Here is an 18,210-nt window from a genome sequence, read left to right as displayed (position 1 = left end):
TACGAGCTAGCTTTCTTCGATTACTTTTTGGCACTCTGCATCCCAGTATGCTTGCCATCTGCCATGTTTTTTAGCAAAATAAACCGTAAACTCATCATTTACATAATCTGCAACATAGCGAAGATTAGGCGGGTTTTCCTCAAAACTTAATATCCAAGGATGGAAGTAAAAGGTTTTCTCCCACCTCTTCTGAGTATAGCCTAGATCCTTAGCATACTGAGGGATGGGTTGTTGCATCTCACTTTCCAAATAGGACTGAATGGCATTGTCAAAACTATTCAAACGAGCTAATAGTTGCTTAAACTGATCTTCCTCCTCAATTTTGAAATCACCTATGAACTCAAATTCTGCAAAGTCTATAGAAAATTCAAATAATGTGATTTTACCATCCTCAACATAGTGCCCATCTTCATCAACACAACAACGAGTTCCTGACTTCAATACTCGCTCAAAATCTAAATTCGCAAAGCGATTGCGGGGCAGAATGCAAACTGATTGCTCAGATTTATCTGACCTTCTCCTGAAAAACTGTTTGACTTTTTCTAGCATAGTTTTCCCCTTCTCCTTGAATCCAGTATTCAAAAAAACACTTAGAATCTTTTCTAATATCTCGGATAGGGATAAAAGGTGCTTTCTTCTAGGCCAACTTTGCCTTCTTCAAAAACTTCTTGGTTCCAGACGATCTCAAAGCTCTCTGCTTCTTCGTCTGCCAAGAAATCCATGAGCTCATCCAAGGCCAGCTCGGCTGTATCTCGAAGGAAAGTCGCAAAATAGGCTAGAAACTCACGAGACAAGCCTTTTTTAGGCTCATAAGGAATCGCTGTTAAATAGGCATCTTCTTCCACATGCGACTTGGCTGGATTGTAGAAGATGACGGCTTCTTCAAAGAAGATATCCTCATCAGACTCTTCACCAGCCTCATCAACCAGGGCAACCCCTCCCGTATTCTGTACATCCAAGAGAAAAGCCACTTCTACCGCATGGTTTTTCTTATCCCAATTGATCTCAAAATCAAAAGGAAAAACCTTGTCCATCTCCTCTTCTAAAATATCCAAAAATCCGTATTTAGACATAGCGTCCTCTTTCTAATTTCCCACTCTTAGAGCGGAATATGATACAATAGTTACTACAATCTTACCATAAAAAACGCCTCTTTGAAAGGAGACAAAGCTAGAAAGGAGAAGGAAATGCCCGACAATCTCGCACTCCGGATGCGACCACGGACGATCGATCAAGTCATCGGTCAACAGCACCTGGTCGGAGAAGGCAAAATCATTCGTCGCATGGTCGAGGCCAATCGTCTGTCCTCCATGATTCTCTATGGACCTCCGGGGATCGGAAAGACCAGTATTGCTTCTGCCATCGCAGGAACGACCAAGTATGCCTTTCGGACCTTTAATGCAACAGTTGATAGTAAAAAACGCCTCCAAGAAATCGCAGAAGAAGCCAAATTTTCTGGTGGCTTGGTCCTGCTTTTGGATGAGATCCATCGCCTCGATAAAACCAAGCAAGATTTTCTTTTGCCTTTGCTCGAAAGCGGTCTGGTCATCATGATCGGTGCAACGACTGAAAATCCCTTTTTCTCTGTCACACCCGCTATTCGAAGCCGCGTACAGATCTTTGAGCTGGAACCTTTGACGACGGAGGAGGTCAAGCAAGCTCTAAAAACGGCGCTAGATGATCCCGAGCGTGGCTTTAATTTTCCAGTCGTGCTCGATGAGGACGCTTTGGATTTCATCGCTACCTCGACCAATGGAGATCTTCGTTCCGCCTTTAATTCTCTCGATCTGGCAGTGCTATCGACCTCTGAAAATGCAGAAGGCGTCCGCCATATTACGCTAGACATCATGGAAAATAGCCTCCAACGTAGCTATATCACCATGGACAAGGATGGAGACGGCCACTACGATGTTCTCTCTGCTCTGCAAAAGTCTATCCGCGGTTCGGATGTCGATGCTAGTCTCCACTATGCAGCTCGCTTGATCGAAGCGGGAGACCTACCTAGCCTAGCTCGTCGCTTGACCGTCATCGCTTATGAGGATATCGGCCTGGCCAATCCAGATGCGCAGATCCATACCGTAACATCCCTTCAGGCAGCTGAGCGTATCGGCTTTCCTGAGGCCCGCATTCTCATCGCCAACATCGTCATCGATCTAGCCCTTTCGCCTAAGTCCAACTCTGCCTACGTCGCCATGGACAAGGCCTTGGCTGACCTTAGAAGTTCTGGCAATCTTCCCATTCCTCGCCACCTCCGCGATGGTCATTATGCTGGAAGCAAGGAACTGGGAAATGCGCAAAACTATAAATATCCCCACAACTACCCTGGCAACTGGGTCAAGCAAGACTACCTGCCAGACAAGCTCAAACACGCTTCCTACTTTATTCCCAATGAAAATGGCAAGTACGAACGTGCTCTCGGAGCCACCAAGGAGAAGATTGATCAATTTAAGAAAAAGTGACATCGGTTTCAAAAAATTGAGATTTTTCCTTGAAATATTTTCAAAATGTGGTATCATATACATATAGAAACGCTGTGGTGTACGACTTCACACTTAAGTGTTGACCGACTATTTTTTGTATTATTAGGGAAACAAAAGACTTCTGGCAGTATGCAGGCCGTTTCACGCGGAAGCAGCTAAGTCAGAGCGAGTTGCCCACCTGCTTAATTGCGCGGGTTCAATACAAATCGTGAAGTTTCGGCACCAATACAGCTTTTTATATTTGCCTCCTTAGCTCAGTTGGTAGAGCAGTAGACTCTTAATCTATGGGTCACAGGTTCGAGCCCTGTAGGGGGCATCTAAATCAACAGGAAAAAGCCTTGATTTATAAGGCTTTTTTGCTTGTCTATAACTGATTTGCCCCATCATTTGCCCCACATTTTTTTATGAGCAATCTTTCCAGACATCTCTGATTATGAAAAACAAAAAAGCTATCCTACCTTTGCAAATTTAGATAAGATAGCAGAATATTTTAATGCAACTCCAACCCAACTATTTGGAACTAGTAAAGAGATTGAGTTAGAAAAGAGTGTTCTTGAATCTAATGAATACTCTGATAAAGTAAGTGAGATTTTAAAAGCTGTCAAATACATCGAAGATTTTCTAGAAACTGATGGACAGTACTTAGAGGATTTACTTTACTTAACAAGAGGCAACCAACTATACACAGAAGATGGAGATGAGTTGTATATTGATCCAACTTCTCAGAAAAGAACACTTCATAACCAATATGAACCTGGTTTTATTGAAGCAAGGGATAAATCTCCACTAGAACTCTTAATTGAAAATAAGGAATTGTTTGATAAATAGAAAAAGCGAGGATAACCTCGCTTCAGATTGAAGTTAAAATCTTTAGAAGACACTTTTATAAGGACTTTGTCTTCAATCTGTGAAAAGGAGTGAAAACTCCTTTTCTTTTTGTAAGTCAGACTGAAACTTCCAAATTGTTTATTTATTTTATTGACATTTTCTATAAAAATAAGTACAATAGTTTTATTAGCAAATTATACTATATAGGGGGTATTGAAATGAAATTTTCTAATCGTTTACTGCTATTCCTTGCAGGAGTTGTTTTTGTCCTTTTAGGACTTTTCCTATTTACAAACCCAGTAGCTAATCTTGTTGCTTACAGCTGGTGGATTTCATTTGGTTTACTGGTTTCTTCTATAGCAGCTATTTTAGGCTATTTCTCTGCACCAAAAGAGCTTCGCTCACCTGTTTATCTTTTCCAAGGATTTGTTAGTCTTCTCTTAGCTCTTTACCTCGTTGCTTATGGCTTTGTGACCCTGCCGGTCGTCATTCCGACCATTGTAGGAATTTGGTTAATTGTAGAAGCCATTATTGCTTTCTTTAAAGGCAATCGTCTAAGATTGATTTTCCCTATTATTGGTAGCAATATCATGTGGGTAGCCTTGCTTGAATTTTTACTAGGTCTAGTGATTCTGTTCAATCCAGTGGCTACAGGTGTCTTTGTCGTTTATGTCATTGCCTTTTCATTTTTAGTTACTGGCTTCACCTACATTATTGAGGCCTTTCGTAAATAGTCTAGTTGCTATTTCTATCGCATTCAAAAAAGCTGGGAAATCATATTCTCAGCTTTTTCGTCTCTTTAATTATCACTTTTTCGCATTCCATTCTACGTAGAAATTTGTTTTTCCATTTTATTCTCCAATTTGATCTCGCACTGACATTTATTTATAACAAAACTATATATCTAGAATAGCATAATCATTAGGTATTATAGGTTTTCAAACAAAATACGAGTCATTCGTTTTTGCCCCGCTTTTGCCCCATTTTTAAATCCTGACATTGAAAATACCTAAAAGTATTTCCCTAAAATCAGCTATATTTCAACATTTTTGTTTATTTTCAATATGAAAAGTTCTTACAAATCCATGCAGGGGGCATCTAAATCAACAGGAAAAAGCCTTGAGTTCCAAGGCTTTTTTGCTTGTCATTTTGTTTTTTATACCAAATTTTGTACCAAAAAGTTTATATTCACAAAATAAACGAGTCTCATCCAAAGACTCGTTATTTATCTCACACTCGTTTTCGTCGAAAAAACCACCTCGAAGGTGGTTCCTTTCTATCAATCGTCCATCACTCCGCCTGTGAGTTGGTACATGAGATAAATGTGCTCCAGGACTTTGACTTTATCCATATGTTCCACATCTTTAAAGCCTCCTAATGCTAGTAAAGGAACAAAACCGAAACATTGGTTATATGACAAGGGACCATGTTTTAACACAGCCTGTCTATATAAATCCAGTTCAAAGTTATCAGTCACATATGAGTTATCTAAATACTGAAGAAAATATTTCAGGCTCTTGATAATAATGTCGCAGTCTTGAAGATTTTATTTTACAATACCAACAAATTCATTCTCTTCCCAAGTAATAATATCTCCAAAGGCTGTTACGAACATCGGAAAAAGAAGTAAGGAACTATTCATAATAATAGCCGTAGCAAATCTTTGCATTTTTGTCTTATCTTTTTTAAGATAGTACTATTAAAAAAAGATAAGGTGAAAATCATGGAAACATATACACTTGCAAATGGGGTTACTATTCCTAAAATTGGTTTTGGAACTTGGCAAATTGCTGAAGGCGAAGAAGCCTATAACAGCGTTAGCTTCGCACTTAAGGCTGGTTACACACATATTGATACCGCACAAATTTACGGTAACGAGGTTTCTGTAGGTAAGGCGATTGCTGATAGTGATTTGGCACGTGAGGATATTTTCCTAACTACCAAACTTTGGAATGATAAGCACGATTACGAGTTGGCTAAGACTTCTATCGATGAGTCTCTCGAAAGACTTGGTGTGGATTATTTGGATCTTTTGCTTATCCATTGGCCTAATCCAAAGGCGCTTCGTGAGAATGATGCTTGGAAGGCTGGCAATGCGGGTGCATGGAAGGCTATGGAAGAAGCTTACAAAGAAGGTAAGGTGCGCGCTATCGGTGTGTCTAACTTTATGCAACATCACCTAGAAGCTCTTATTGAAACAGCTAAAATTGTTCCACATGTCAATCAAATCCTCTTGGCTCCAGGTTGTGACCAAGAAGACTTAGTTGACTATTGCCAAGAGCGCGATATCCTTCTTGAAGCCTATAGTCCACTAGGTACAGGTAGCATTTTTGGAAATGAAGATGTTGAAGCAGTGGCTGAACGTAACGGTAAATCTGTAGCACAAGTTGCTCTGCGTTGGAGCCTTCAAAAAGGTTTCTTGCCACTACCTAAGTCTGTGACACCTAAAAATATAAAAAGTAACTTGGATATCTTCGACTTCGACTTATCAGAGGAAGATATGGCAGTCTTGGATAAGATTCAAGGCATCAAAACTCAGGATGATCCTGACACAGTTAATTTTTAATAGGATTTTAAGCAACTCGTCAGGGTTGCTTTTTAGCGTGTTTCTTTAGATTTGCTATGATGAAACTATCATTTTTTATTTATAGATGGGAGTTACGTAATGGAGTCTCGAAATCTTTTGCCTCAGAATACACGTACTTCATTATCAATCATCAAACACTCTGCCTGTGAGTTGGTACATGAGGTAAATGTGCTCCAAGGTTTTGACAATTCGCGCCACATGAAATTATTTAAGCATATCCTTTTTCTCTCATTACCATTTTCTGTTATAATAAATTGTACTTCTAGAATAGAAAGGACTTAAGATGACAACTCTTATTAAACATAAACGTGTAGAATTTTCAGAACTATTTTATGACCTAGTGTTTGTTTTTGCAATTTCAAAAGTAACTACTTTAATTGACCATCTTCATAACGGTATTTTGACTTGGAATTCTTTCCTTGATTTTTTCATGGCTGTCTTGGTTCTCACCGATTCCTGGATGATTCAAACCGTTTATACCAATCGCTATGGAAAGAACTCTTTATTTAACATGGTAATCATGTTTATCAAAATGGGAATTTTACTCTTTATAGCCAATATGATGGGACCTGATTGGCAACAATATTTTCATTATCTCTGTTGGGCTATTGGTACATTAACCCTTACCTTGTTTTTTCAATATTTGGTTGAGTTTTTTAGAAAATCAACCGATGATGTTAATCGGGAAAGTATCAAAGGTTTTCTATGGATAACAGGGCTAGGAAGTTTAGGAGTCTATTTAGCAGCTCTTCTTCCTCTTCCTATTTACGTTAGAGTCTATATCTTCTTTGCTAGTATTCTGCTAACGTTTATTATGCCAATTATCTTGCTTAGTAAAGATAAGCATTACCAGGTAAATCTCCCCCATTTAATCGAGCGCATCTCCCTTCTTGTCATTATTACGTTTGGAGAGATGATTATGGAGCTAGCTAACTTCTTTACAATCGAGAATTTCTCGATTTATTCGGTTCTTTATTTCATTATTATGCTTTCTCTGTTCTTGTTTTATTTTGGTCAATTCGACCATGCTATTGATGAAAAATCTGATCAAAAGGGACTATTTCTAATTTACAGTCACTATCCTATTTTCATTGGACTTATGATGATGACTGTATCGATTGGCTTTCTTCAGAATCCTGAAGTTAATCGTCTCTTTGCAACCAGCTTCTCTTATATCGGATTTGGCCTCTTTCAAGCTGCTGTCCTAGTAAATGGGCCCTATAACAAACACTATCTTCGCTATTCGAAAAGTTACTACTGTGTCCAAGCGACACTCTATCTGGCTGCCTTGATTCTCTCTTTAATCTTTGCTTCTAATCCTATAATAGTAGTGAGTATAACAACCATTTTAGCTCTAGCTATAGCCACTCATTTTATTTATTTTTATGTGACACAGAATAAAAAATATTCCAAATCTAACTGGGGGTTCTTTTAATGAGTTTATAACATAAAAAAGCTTTGGGAACCAAGGCTTTTTTTCATTAATTTGTTTTTCCATTTTATCCTCCAATTTGATCTCGCACTGACATTTGTTTATAACAAAACTATATATCTAGAATAGCATAAACATTAGGTATTATAGGTTTTCAAACCAAATACGAGTCATTCGTTTTTGCCCCACTTTTGCCCCATTTTTAAATCCTGACATTGAAAACACCTAAAAGTATTTCCCTAAAATCAGCTATATTTCAACATTTTTGTTTATTTTCAATATGAAAAGTTCTTACAAATTCATGTAGGGGGCATTTTTTATGCAAAAAAGCCTTGAAAACCAAGGCTTTTTTGCTTGTCTCAAGAGCGTTTAGCTCATATTTTTATATACTATAATGTAGCGTACGAAGTTAGAACATCCTGCATCGTTGTTATTCCATTTAAAATAAAAAAGCACCTTTGAACCCTAGCAAACATTTGACAGCTCTTCATCGAATCCGCTATGATAAGGGTACTTGAAATTCCAAGTTTTCGTTGCATCTTAAATGTAAGGAGTCCAAAATGAAGATCTATTATTCAAAATATATCGGATATGGCTCTCTGGCTTTTGCCTGTGCGCTCTTTATCCACTTAGCTTTTTTATCGATCCTAGGTTTTGAGGGTTTTCCCAAAGTCAGTTTCGTCACCCTCATTCAGATCCTTTTATTTTTGATTGCGATCTATGCAACCATTGCTGGGATCAAAAGACTGACCAGTCGTCAGATCGCCTTTGAGCTGACTTCTGATGGGATCCATGCTTATCAGGGAGTGATTCTGACAAAAGATATCTTTATCCCCAAGGATGATTTGGTAACTGCAGCCTATAAAGTGACTGACGTCAGTGACCCGGATCACCAAAATAGCAAAAGTTATTTCATCGAGTTTCAACTGAGGGACAATACTGCACTAGAAAATATCTCAAAATCCAATACCATCATTGATACAGAGCAACATACCGTAAAACTCTTCGTCAATCTTTGTAAATTTAAGGAAGAAGATTGGCAAGATCTTTCCAAGTACTTGACGGACGAATACCGAATAACCGTTTTATAGCAAAGAAAAGAGAGTGGGACAGAAATCGGTAATTCGTTAGAATTCGATTTCGTCGTCCCACCTCCGCACAGTTGAGTAGGGCTGTAAAAGCTGATGAAATCAGCGAAGTAGAGCCCACTCAACCACTGCGTCTTGCTCGACAATCCAAAAACAATTGAGAGGCTAGGACTTTTGTCCCAGCCTCTTTTTAACTGCTCCTAGTTCCCCATTTTCCCTTTGGGTACGAGCAGATAGAAAAATAGCAAATTCAATCCAAATACGGCAACAAAGAGCGCCAATTGAGAGACATCGATCGTTTGTTTCTCGGTTAAATCTTGGATCAGCTTTGTATAATAATAGCCTGGGAAAGCCCGTTGTAGCTTGCCAACTATGTCCATAAATCCTCCACTTGCGCCAAGCGTATCAAAGGGAATAATGGTCATAGCGGCCAAAATAATGACAGGAAAGCCAATGATATCAATCGTCTTAGCATCTACCCTGACCCCGAGTACAAAGCCAATCACACTAAAGTAGATCCCCATCAAGGATAAGAGGAAAAATTGTACCAACAGGCTAGTCGTCACCGGAAAGTGAAAACCTAGAACAGCAACTACTAGCACTGCTAAAAAGATCAAGCTGTTCAAAATCAGTTGTACGATGCTTTGATCCCATAAATAGTTCTTGACACTATAGCTTGTAAAGTGGGATTCAAAAGAATAAAACCCGATATCTGAGGCGATTCGCTTACTAAAAGTTGCAAGGCTATTGCCAATGACACCGATAAATACGGCAATACCTAATAAAATACTTGGCGAAACCCCTTTTTGAAGCTGATAAAAGAAGATATACCAGCCTATGGGTAAAATAATGGTGAATAATACAAAGCGCTTATTTCGTAAAACTTGTTTTAATTGAATCTTTTTCATGCTTGTTCCCCTCCTTTATTCATCTCTTCTCGGAAATACTGCTCAATGGTTTGACCAGCCTGGTGAATGTCCTCGACAGACTTTGCGGCAGCAATTCGACCCTCTTTTAAAATCAAGACTTTTGTAAAAAAGGCATCAATTTGGTTAAAATCATGGGTCACCACAACAGATGTAAACTCTTGCTGCTCCAGTAGTTTCCAAAAGTTATCCACTGCTTCCAAATCCATGCCAGTCGTTGGCTCATCTAAAAAAATCAACCTTGGATGATTCAAAATGGTTACCAACAAGGACAAGCGTCTCTTTTGACCACCAGAAAGACTTCCCACCATCTGCTCTTTTGAGCCTCTCAATTCGACCATCTCTAAGAGTCCATTGATATCAGCCTGCTTCAGCTGATTCATCCGGCTTTTTAATTCGACGAATTCAGCAACGGTTAGATCCTCGATGAGTAGATCCCCCTGAGGCATCATCCCAATTTCTCTTTGAAAATCAAGCGAAGTCTTTATCGTCCCCGAATCAGCCTGGAGCTGCCCAGCGATAATGTTGAACAGGGTGCTTTTACCTGCTCCATTATTTCCCAGCAAGGCAATTTTATCTCCTTCTTCTATCGAAAAAGACACCCCCTTTAATACAGCTTTCTCCTTAAATGATTTTGTAATAGATGCCACCTGAAACATACGATCCCTCTTTTCTTATTGATCTTGTGTCCATTATACTTCAAGGGGAAAACCTTGGAAGCTCTCTGTCAGAATCGGTCAAAAAATCGTCGTGAACAGTCAAAAAAGAGGCTGGGACAAAAGTCCTAGCCTCTCAATTGTCTTTGGATTATCGAGCAAGACGCAGTGGTTGAGTGGGCTCTACTACGCTGATTTTATCAGCTTTTACAGCCCTACTCAACTGTGCGGAGGTGGGACGACGAAATCGAATTCTAACGAATTACCGATTTCTGTCCCACTCTCTCTTCCATTATTCCTTCCAAAAGGTCAAGCTCTGAGTAAATCGGTAGTTTGAACTCTTGGTAGACACTGTCGTTTTGGGATATTTTTCCAGTAATTGTTGGATCTTGTACAAGCCAAGACCGCGGCCATCTCCTTTACTTGAGTAGTCCTTTTCAAAAATTCTCGCCAGATCTATTTTTTCAGCTTTTGTACTATTTTCAACGATTAAGATGAGGGAGTTTTCCTCCTGGAGCATAGCAAGAGTCAGCTGTGGGTCGTCTGATTCGATACTCGCTTCAATAGCATTATCACAAAGGATGGATAAGAAGGTGATGAAATCTAAAACTTCGATGAATAAATCACGAACAGGTTCATCGATCTCGACAGAGATCCCAATCCCTTTATTTTGAGCTTCCAACAATTTTGCGGACAGAACACTTTTTACAGCTGGATTTTCGATATGACTGAGTTTGGCAATATCAAACTTACTATCGTAAAATTGTTGGCCACTCTCTCGAAGAACATTCTCATAGACTTCCCTGATCGCATTGAGATCTTCATGCTCAATACTTAACTTGAGACTGGTTAAAATATTCAGGTAATCATGACGAAAGGCACGAATCTCCCCATAGAGCATTTCGACGTGTTGACTATAGGTGGCTAACTCCTGCAGTTGCCTATCTTTTTGCTCTAGAATCTCTTGTTTCAATCGTTCTCTGGACACTGCATTGAAATACAAGAGCATCACAAAAAACAGAATCAAATAAATACTATTTAACTGTTTCCGCAAAGCATCTGCATGCGGAATAATATCCTCAAAAACCACCAGACCTACAACACTGAGCAAATACACAAACATGGAAAGATCCATTGGGAGTAAGAAACGATTAAAATACTGCCGTTGAAACCCTACTTTTAAATCTGTAAAATCTAGTTTTAACAATTTAGTGAGCCCTAAATAGACAGGAAAGACCAGCAATTCAAGTAGAGCATCATACCAGCTGACAGATGCCTCATGAACAAGTACAATCCCTAACATTGGAAAGACATAAAAGGCTAAGAGACGCCCAATGAGACTCTCCATGACAACCGGGTAGAGCCCATAAAAAATGTTCAAAAGGTGTCGTATTTTACGATTTCGATAGAAACTATAGGCAATAAATACTAAGAAATAGCCAAAAAAGCCTACCGGTGGCACAAGGGTAAAGATAATTGCAAAGAAGAAAGGGCACAAAAAGAGCCAGCGCCAAGCGAACTCTTGTCTACTGATATGACGATAGATCAGCATGCTGACGAAGAACTTTAGGTAAGACATTAGAATATCTAACAGCAATTCCTTCTCCCTTCTATTTTTTCAAAGCTTCCAGTAAGCCTCTATACTTGGTCCGTGAGATCAAGCAATTGTCCCCATTTTCAAAAAAAGCTTTCTTGGCTTCCTTATCAATCTTCGTAATATTTTGTGGATTCACCACAAAGGAGCGGTGGCACCGATACAAGCGGGGATCTGCTTTTTCGATATCGGCAATACTAGCGTAAAATTCTAATCGCTCATCCTTGGTGTGTAAAATAACCTTGTGAATGGTTGGAGAAGTTTCAACATACAAAATCTTATTAAAGGGAACTTGTACACGCGCCATCGCACTCTCAAATGTAAAAGCATCTTGCGCAATCGTGGTCCCAGCTTGCTCCAAGGTATAATCGATGGCTGAGCTGATTCTCTCTCTGAACTCTTCCTCACCCAGCGTTTTATCGATAAAATCCAAGGCGGCTACTTTGTACTGAAAGGTAATGGGCATGAATTCAGAGTGAGTGGTGACAAAGACAATGGTCGCATGGGGGTCTTTCTTACGAATCTCTTTTGCAATCTCCAGACCTTTTTTCTCCTCACCTTTAATCTCGATATCTAAAAAGAATAGGTGATGAGCGCCTCTCTCTGTGATAGCATCCAGCAACTGGCTTGATTTCCCAAACACTTCTGGTGCTTTGCATTGCAGGGATTTTTGATGGATGAGATCCTGCAAGACCGATTCGATTCGTGATTGCTGGATCCACTCATCTTCTAACACAAAAATCTTCAACAAAGTCTTCACTCCTTCCCCTCGACGAATATGTTCTATTTTACCATAAATAATAGCTGCTGAGCCACTCTTTCAAAGTAGACTCAAAAGGCATTCTATCTTTTCTCCTTAACAAGAAAAAACTCTCCCGGAGGAATCCGGAAGAGCTTGCGCAAGGGGAATTTGAAAAATATTTTTTAATATGAAAAAGGTCGATAAAATCTACACTATGTTCAAACTCTCATTTTACTAACAGCGATATTACGATCAAGTTTTATTGTCAATAGACATGTATGTGGGAAGTTCTCCCCTTGCAACAATGTAGACCTGTGATCTACTCTTACTAGTATACACTAGAATTATTACAAAATCAGTTAATTTGTATTGCAATTTGTTGGCAAATATTCCTCCGCTTGAAAACACCACAAACGCTTGTTTCCCAAGCATCTACGCAAGTCCTCTTTAATTAGTATTTATCATTTCTGTTACAAAATTTAAAATAAAAATATTATTCCATAACACATGAAAATTCTAAAGAACGATAAAAAGGAAGGAACGATATTTTCCTCCCTTTGAGCTAGTAAGACACTTCGGCAAGGCACCATTGTGCTTGCCGTAGTCTAATGAGGTGCTTCAGCACCCATTAGACTACGTGTCTTACATCATCCCACCCATCATGCTTGGATCCATTCCTGGTCCTGCTGGGGCTGCTGGTTCTGGTTTGTTGGCTACGACTGCTTCGGTTGTCAAAATGAGGCTAGCAACGGAAGCGGCGTTTTGAAGGGCTGAACGGCTAACTTTGACAGGGTCGATGATTCCTGCATCAATCATATTCACCCATTCACCTGTTGCGGCATTGAAACCTGTTCCGACTTCGGCATTTTTCAAGCGATCAATCACAATAGATCCTTCGTAACCGGCATTGTGAGCAATTTGGCGAACAGGTTCTTCCAAGGCGCGAAGAACGATATTGCGTCCGGTCGCTTCATCCCCTTCCAATTCAAGGGCTGCGACTGCAGATATGACATTGACAAGAGCTGTACCACCTCCGGCAACGATCCCTTCTTCAACGGCTGCGCGAGTCGCATTAAGGGCATCTTCGATACGAAGTTTCATTTCTTTCAATTCTGTTTCTGTTGCAGCACCGACCTTGATTACGGCAACACCACCAGACAATTTAGCCAAACGTTCTTGTAATTTTTCACGGTCAAACTCAGAGGTTGTGGTTTCGATTTGTGACTTGATAACAGCCACACGGTTAGCGATCGCTTCTGGGTTACCAGAACCTTCGACAATGACAGTAGTGTCTTTATCGACTGAAACTTTAGCTGCTTGACCAAGGGCTTCAATGGTTGCATCTTTCAATTCCAAACCAAGATCGTCTGTAATGACTGTACCACCTGTCAAGATGGCAATGTCTTCTAGCATGGCTTTGCGGCGATCTCCAAATCCTGGTGCCTTGACAGCTACGACATTAAAGGTACCGCGGATCTTGTTCAAGACAAGTGTTGGAAGAGCTTCGCCATCGACATCATCAGCGATGATCAAGAGTGGACGGTTGCTTTGAAGAATGCTTTCCAACAATGGCAAGATTTCTTGGATATTTGAAATCTTCTTGTCAGTGATCAAAATGTATGGATTTTCAAGGTCTGCCACCATTTTTTCATTATCAGTGACCATGTATTGTGAAAGGTAACCACGGTCAAACTGCATTCCTTCAACGACTTCCAGTTCTGTCTCCATTCCACGAGACTCTTCAATCGTGATAACTCCATCTTTGCCAACTTTTTCCATGGCTTCAGAGATGTACTCACCGACTTTTTCAGAACGAGAAGACACAGCAGCTACTTGAGCAATCGCTTCCTTGCTCGATACTGGGATCGCATTGTTTTTCAAAGCTTCTACTGCTGTTGCAACAGCGGTCTCAATTCCACGGCGGATGCCAATTGGGTTAGCACCTGCAGTGACGTTTTTGATCCCTTCACGGACGATAGCTTGAGTCAAGACCGTTGCGGTCGTTGTACCGTCACCTGCGATATCATTGGTCTTAGAAGCCACTTCTGACACCAATTTGGCACCCATATTTTCAAAATGGTCTTCCAATTCAATTTCTTTTGCGATGGTCACCCCATCATTTGTGATCAAGGGTGAACCAAATGATTTTTCAAGAACCACATTGCGACCTTTAGGTCCCAATGTAACTTTCACTGTATCTGCTAAGACATCGACACCACGGACCATTGCAGAACGTGCATCAGATGAAAATTTAATATCTTTTGCCATTTCTCTTACCTCTTTCTTCTCTTACTCTACAATTGCAAGAATGTTTGCTGTTCCAACGATGGTGTAGGTTTCTTCCCCATCTTTCACTTCAATTCCTGCATGGCTTTCAACCAAAACGTGGTCTCCTGCTTTTACAGCTGGAGCAATGAGTTCACCACTTAGGGTACGCACACCTTCACCAACAGCCACTACTTCTGCTGTTTTTGTATCAGCCTTGCTCGCACCTGCGAGGACAAAACCTCCAACAGTCTGTTCTTTTTCTTCTACTTTTAAGACCACACGGTCTCCTAATGGTTTTAACATTTTCATTCCTCCATACGTGTTTTTAGCACTCTCTATACGTAAGTGCTAACTTATGTTTCTATTGTATCACTTGGTCAGAAATAGTCAAGAAAAAAACACCTCAAAAATAAATGAGATGTTTCTAAAATATCAATTTAAAATTGTCAATTTTTGATTGAAATCATCGATCACTTTTTGAAGATTGATCCGCCCGCGGTAGATGCCATATCCAAAAACAATCATGCCTAAAATTCCAACCAAGGCTAGTAAAATCCCGAGGATCAAGAGTGGGAGGAAACTTTTGTGAAAGAGATAGATCAATACCACACCAATACTGGCAATGATAAAGAGTAAGCTGAACCAACGACCAAGGTTTTCAAGCATGTGGCGTTGGTACTTGATTTCTGTTTCATATCCATTGACAAGTTCTTGTTTTGTAACCATGGGATTCCTCCTGATAAAAATTGAGAATGAAGTGCAAGTAAAGGAGGTCAATTCACTTCATTCTCAAAAACTCCTACTAGCAAATTCGTTTTTCTTTTCCTTAGTATTTAAGATGTGGATCAAAGATACCAAGGGCAACACCGATCAAAGCCACTACAACGAGAAGTAACATAACTTTGTTTGGTGAAATTTTTTTCTTAGACATCAACCACCAGCAAAGAGTGATGAAGGCCGCTGTCAAGAGACCTGGATAAACACCATCGATCTTTTCTTGGATGTTCAAGAAGACTTTTCCTTCAGCGTTCTTGAATTGAAGGGCTGTTGTAACAGATACCCAAGTAGCTGCTACGGCACCGATAACCATACCACCGACAACGCTGATCGCTTTACGAAGAGCTTGTCCTTTTGGTCCTACAAGGAATTCAACGGCTTTATCCCCTAATTGGTAACCTTTGAAGAAGGCAAAGCGCATACCAAAGTAGACTAAGAGGTTCCATACGACGATGTAGAAGAGAGCACCAGCGACGTTACCACCTTTAGAAAGACCAAGGGCAATCCCCAAGAGAACTGGGATCAAGGTACCAACAACCAATGAGTCACCAATACCAGCGATTGGTCCCATCAAACCGGCACGCATACCGTTGATGGTTTCGCCATCTACTGCATCTCCGTTTGCACGCGCTTCTTCCAAACCAGCTGTGATCCCTACAACAAGAGATCCAAGTTGTGGTTCAGTGTTGAAGAAGGCTGTATAGGTTTGCATAGCATCCTTTTGTTCTTCTTTTGTGTCATACATTTCTTCTACGATTGGAAGCATAGAAGTCAAGTACCCGAAGGTTTGCATATGTTCTTGAGAGAAACAAGTCAAATGACCATAATACCAATGATGGAATGCTTTTGCTAATGTTTTCTTTGAAATTTTCTTTCTATCAGCCATTTTAAATATCCTCCTCATCATCGTCTAGATCCACCGCTCCGGCTGGAGCAGCTTTCATCGATTTGATCACTTCAAGTTCATAGTAGATTACTGCAAAGATTAATGAAACAACGGCACTGGATACCAAGTTCAATCCGAGAGATTTCGCCAAGGTAAATCCAACAAAGAATGGAATGAAGTCAGTTGCTTCTGTAACAATTTGTTTCAACAAGATGGCAATACCGACACATGGGAGAAGAGCACCGACTGTAAAGAGGGCTTTCATCCAGTAACCATCCATAGGAAGGTATTGTTTCATCAAATCAACCATGTTTTCACCGTATTTGGTGATAATCATTGTTGGAAGGAAAGAGAAGAGGAAGTGAGAGATCCAAGGGTAAACCCAGTCAACTGCGTAGAGTTTTTTGAAGTTCCCTTCTTCAACGGCTTTCCAACCAATGTGTTGCCAAACCAAGTTCATAGTAGCGGTACCGTAGAAAAGAACTGTACCGATTGTCCCAACGGCTGCACCGATTGGAGCTGCAGCTGCGGCGATTCCAGCTTCATCTGTGATGTTATTGGCATGCACAAACAAGATAGCAAGAGGAACACCGATGTAAGAGATGGCACGCACATCGGCAGATACGGTACCACCAGGTGTTACCAAGGCGATATAAACGACTTGAAGGGCAACCCCGACCATAATACCAGTTGTCACATCTCCAAGAATTAAACCTGAAATCAACCCACCGATCAAAGGACGACCGAGTGTATAGTTCCCGATACTGGAACCTCCCATACCAGGCATTGAAGACAAGCTGGCGAAAATACCAAGCAAGATTGCTTGAATCCATGAAATTGTCATAACAAACGCTCCTTTTGTTTGTAAATTTATTTACCTAACAGATAGGACTGTTAGTTTTAAAAACCAAATTTTGATTTGAAATCATCCCAATAACCGATGGAAACATCTGGCAACAATTGGAATTTCACCTTGTAGCCTGCTGCTTGAATAGCTTGGAAGGCTTCTGCTTCTTCCTGAGTGATGGATTGGTTATTTCCCAATTTCACAGCTCCAGGACGATCATTGGCAGGGCCTACGATGATTTCTTTAACATCACCTGGGACAAACCCTTGGTCGACCAAAATTTCCTTCATATCGATTGGATTTTTGGTGATCAAGAAGTAACGACTATCTGATTCTGTTACTTTTGCTGATTTTTCTTTAAAGGCTTCCTTTGTCCATACAAAGGTTTTCTTGTCTGATGCACCTTTGTAAGCTTGGATCAAAACCTTGTTTGATGCTGCTGCATCGTTTACGGCAATCAAACCATCACATGGTTTTTCCTTTGCCCAGCGTGTGACTGTCTGACCGTGAATCATGCGGTCATCAATCCGTACAAATGTTACTACCATAAGGTACCTCCCTATTAAATATCGTCATCATCTTCTTCAGCACCAGTGGCTGAAACTTCAAAAGGCTGTAGTGCAGATCGTGCTTCTGATAAGATGGTGGCTGACAAATCGTCTCCATCCAACACATCCTTCATCACAACTGCCGTCAAGGCCATGGTGAGGTTCATCCCACCAAGAATCAAGGCTCCATCGAGCTTTCCAGCTTCTTCTAGAACCGTGGCTGCAGTGGTTAATGGACTACCACCTACGATATCTGCCAAGACCAAAACAGAATCATCAGCTGTCAATCCTGAAATGCTCTCTCTGAAATCAACTGCGAAGTCATCGACCGATTTTCCTTCTTTGAGTCCAACCGCGATGACCTGATCCATCTTATCACCAGCAAACATGGCTAGTGATGTTTTTAGACCTTCTGCCAGTCCACCATGACTGACCAAAATGAGGTATTTCATTTTGCTACGCCTCCTTTATTTGACTCTATTGTAGACTATTTGAAAGCGCTTTTACATTGTCAAATGTCACATTCCCAATATGACATTTAGCAATAAAAA

At 40.3% G+C, this 18,210-nt stretch carries 19 protein-coding genes, 1 tRNA gene, 1 other RNA gene and 1 pseudogene; 8 read left to right on the top strand and 14 right to left on the bottom strand.

The features are described from left to right. Window positions 1-6: 6 nt before the first annotated feature. Both LPB220_RS01455 and LPB220_RS01450 read right to left on the bottom strand, forming a co-directional pair. Window positions 7-549 carry a hypothetical protein gene (locus LPB220_RS01455; RefSeq protein WP_150905180.1) on the bottom strand — a complete coding sequence of 181 codons (543 nt, stop codon included), beginning with the start codon at window positions 547-549 and terminating at the stop codon, window positions 7-9. Between the two features lie 53 nt (window positions 550-602). Further along, window positions 603-1,073, bottom strand: a complete 471-nt coding sequence (locus LPB220_RS01450) for a DUF3013 family protein (RefSeq protein ID WP_150905178.1) — start codon at window positions 1,071-1,073, stop codon at window positions 603-605. A 114-nt stretch (window positions 1,074-1,187) separates the two neighbouring features. Here LPB220_RS01450 and LPB220_RS01445 point away from each other — a divergent pair, with 114 nt between their 5' ends. From LPB220_RS01445 to LPB220_RS01425, 5 genes are all read left to right on the top strand, one after another. Further along, on the top strand, window positions 1,188-2,459 hold the full coding sequence (locus LPB220_RS01445; protein WP_150905176.1) for a replication-associated recombination protein A: 1,272 nt from the start codon (window positions 1,188-1,190) through the stop codon (window positions 2,457-2,459). Window positions 2,460-2,525: 66 nt separating this feature from the next. Then, window positions 2,526-2,718: non-coding RNA, 6S RNA (ssrS, locus tag LPB220_RS01440), on the top strand. A gap of 5 nt (window positions 2,719-2,723) precedes the next feature. Next, window positions 2,724-2,796: transfer RNA gene (locus tag LPB220_RS01435), tRNA-Lys, on the top strand. Between the two features lie 95 nt (window positions 2,797-2,891). After that, on the top strand, window positions 2,892-3,308 hold the full coding sequence (locus LPB220_RS01430; RefSeq protein WP_225305933.1) for a helix-turn-helix domain-containing protein: 417 nt from the start codon (window positions 2,892-2,894) through the stop codon (window positions 3,306-3,308). A gap of 218 nt (window positions 3,309-3,526) precedes the next feature. After that, complete coding sequence (locus LPB220_RS01425) at window positions 3,527-4,042, top strand: HdeD family acid-resistance protein (RefSeq protein WP_003004261.1); 516 nt, start codon at window positions 3,527-3,529, stop codon at window positions 4,040-4,042. A gap of 545 nt (window positions 4,043-4,587) precedes the next feature. Here the strand turns inward: LPB220_RS01425 and LPB220_RS01415 are convergent. Continuing rightward, window positions 4,588-4,929, bottom strand: a pseudogene (locus LPB220_RS01415) (T6SS immunity protein Tdi1 domain-containing protein); the annotation flags it as partial. Between the two features lie 102 nt (window positions 4,930-5,031). Here LPB220_RS01415 and LPB220_RS01410 point away from each other — a divergent pair. The 3 genes from LPB220_RS01410 (at window position 5,032) to LPB220_RS01400 (ending at window position 8,418) form a co-directional block, all read left to right on the top strand. Then, window positions 5,032-5,874, top strand: coding sequence for an aldo/keto reductase (locus tag LPB220_RS01410; RefSeq protein ID WP_150905174.1), 843 nt, complete (start codon window positions 5,032-5,034; stop codon window positions 5,872-5,874). A gap of 304 nt (window positions 5,875-6,178) precedes the next feature. Then, on the top strand, window positions 6,179-7,330 hold the full coding sequence (locus LPB220_RS01405) for a low temperature requirement protein A (RefSeq protein ID WP_150905172.1): 1,152 nt from the start codon (window positions 6,179-6,181) through the stop codon (window positions 7,328-7,330). Between the two features lie 557 nt (window positions 7,331-7,887). Beyond that, entirely contained in the window at window positions 7,888-8,418 is a 531-nt protein-coding gene (locus LPB220_RS01400; RefSeq protein WP_150905170.1) for a hypothetical protein, read from the top strand. A 197-nt stretch (window positions 8,419-8,615) separates the two neighbouring features. Here LPB220_RS01400 and LPB220_RS01390 read toward each other — a convergent pair whose 3' ends face one another. The 11 genes from LPB220_RS01390 to LPB220_RS01335 all read right to left on the bottom strand — a co-directional run bounded on the left by LPB220_RS01390 (window position 8,616) and on the right by LPB220_RS01335 (window position 18,111). Next, window positions 8,616-9,323: an ABC transporter gene (locus LPB220_RS01390; protein WP_150905168.1), complete on the bottom strand. Its 708-nt coding sequence runs from the start codon at window positions 9,321-9,323 to the stop codon at window positions 8,616-8,618. Beyond that, window positions 9,320-10,000, bottom strand: coding sequence for an ABC transporter ATP-binding protein (locus tag LPB220_RS01385; protein ID WP_061591468.1), 681 nt, complete (start codon window positions 9,998-10,000; stop codon window positions 9,320-9,322). Before LPB220_RS01385 ends, LPB220_RS01390 begins: the two co-directional genes overlap by 4 nt. 289 nt (window positions 10,001-10,289) lie before the next feature. Beyond that, complete coding sequence (locus tag LPB220_RS01375; protein ID WP_150905166.1) at window positions 10,290-11,594, bottom strand: sensor histidine kinase; 1,305 nt, start codon at window positions 11,592-11,594, stop codon at window positions 10,290-10,292. 13 nt (window positions 11,595-11,607) lie between these two features. After that, window positions 11,608-12,342, bottom strand: a complete 735-nt coding sequence (locus tag LPB220_RS01370; protein ID WP_150905164.1) for a response regulator transcription factor — start codon at window positions 12,340-12,342, stop codon at window positions 11,608-11,610. Window positions 12,343-12,975: 633 nt separating this feature from the next. After that, complete coding sequence (gene groL, locus LPB220_RS01365; RefSeq protein ID WP_150905162.1) at window positions 12,976-14,601, bottom strand: chaperonin GroEL; 1,626 nt, start codon at window positions 14,599-14,601, stop codon at window positions 12,976-12,978. Window positions 14,602-14,622: 21 nt separating this feature from the next. After that, on the bottom strand, window positions 14,623-14,904 hold the full coding sequence (gene groES / locus LPB220_RS01360) for a co-chaperone GroES (protein ID WP_024055367.1): 282 nt from the start codon (window positions 14,902-14,904) through the stop codon (window positions 14,623-14,625). 129 nt (window positions 14,905-15,033) lie between these two features. Beyond that, on the bottom strand, window positions 15,034-15,327 hold the full coding sequence (locus LPB220_RS01355; RefSeq protein WP_003004348.1) for a hypothetical protein: 294 nt from the start codon (window positions 15,325-15,327) through the stop codon (window positions 15,034-15,036). Between the two features lie 100 nt (window positions 15,328-15,427). Beyond that, window positions 15,428-16,282: a PTS system mannose/fructose/sorbose family transporter subunit IID gene (locus LPB220_RS01350; protein WP_173018936.1), complete on the bottom strand. Its 855-nt coding sequence runs from the start codon at window positions 16,280-16,282 to the stop codon at window positions 15,428-15,430. After that, window positions 16,266-17,108, bottom strand: a complete 843-nt coding sequence (locus LPB220_RS01345) for a PTS mannose/fructose/sorbose/N-acetylgalactosamine transporter subunit IIC (protein WP_003019182.1) — start codon at window positions 17,106-17,108, stop codon at window positions 16,266-16,268. The genes LPB220_RS01350 and LPB220_RS01345 overlap by 17 nt, the downstream gene beginning before the upstream one ends. Before the next feature lie 56 nt (window positions 17,109-17,164). Further along, window positions 17,165-17,659, bottom strand: coding sequence for a PTS system mannose/fructose/N-acetylgalactosamine-transporter subunit IIB (locus tag LPB220_RS01340; protein ID WP_000261775.1), 495 nt, complete (start codon window positions 17,657-17,659; stop codon window positions 17,165-17,167). Between the two features lie 14 nt (window positions 17,660-17,673). Continuing rightward, on the bottom strand, window positions 17,674-18,111 hold the full coding sequence (locus tag LPB220_RS01335; RefSeq protein WP_003004126.1) for a PTS sugar transporter subunit IIA: 438 nt from the start codon (window positions 18,109-18,111) through the stop codon (window positions 17,674-17,676). Window positions 18,112-18,210: the final 99 nt, after the last annotated feature.

This window comes from Streptococcus sp. LPB0220, assembly GCF_008727815.1.
GTDB lineage: Bacteria > Bacillota > Bacilli > Lactobacillales > Streptococcaceae > Streptococcus.
This window is presented reverse-complemented; position numbering and strand designations above follow the sequence as displayed.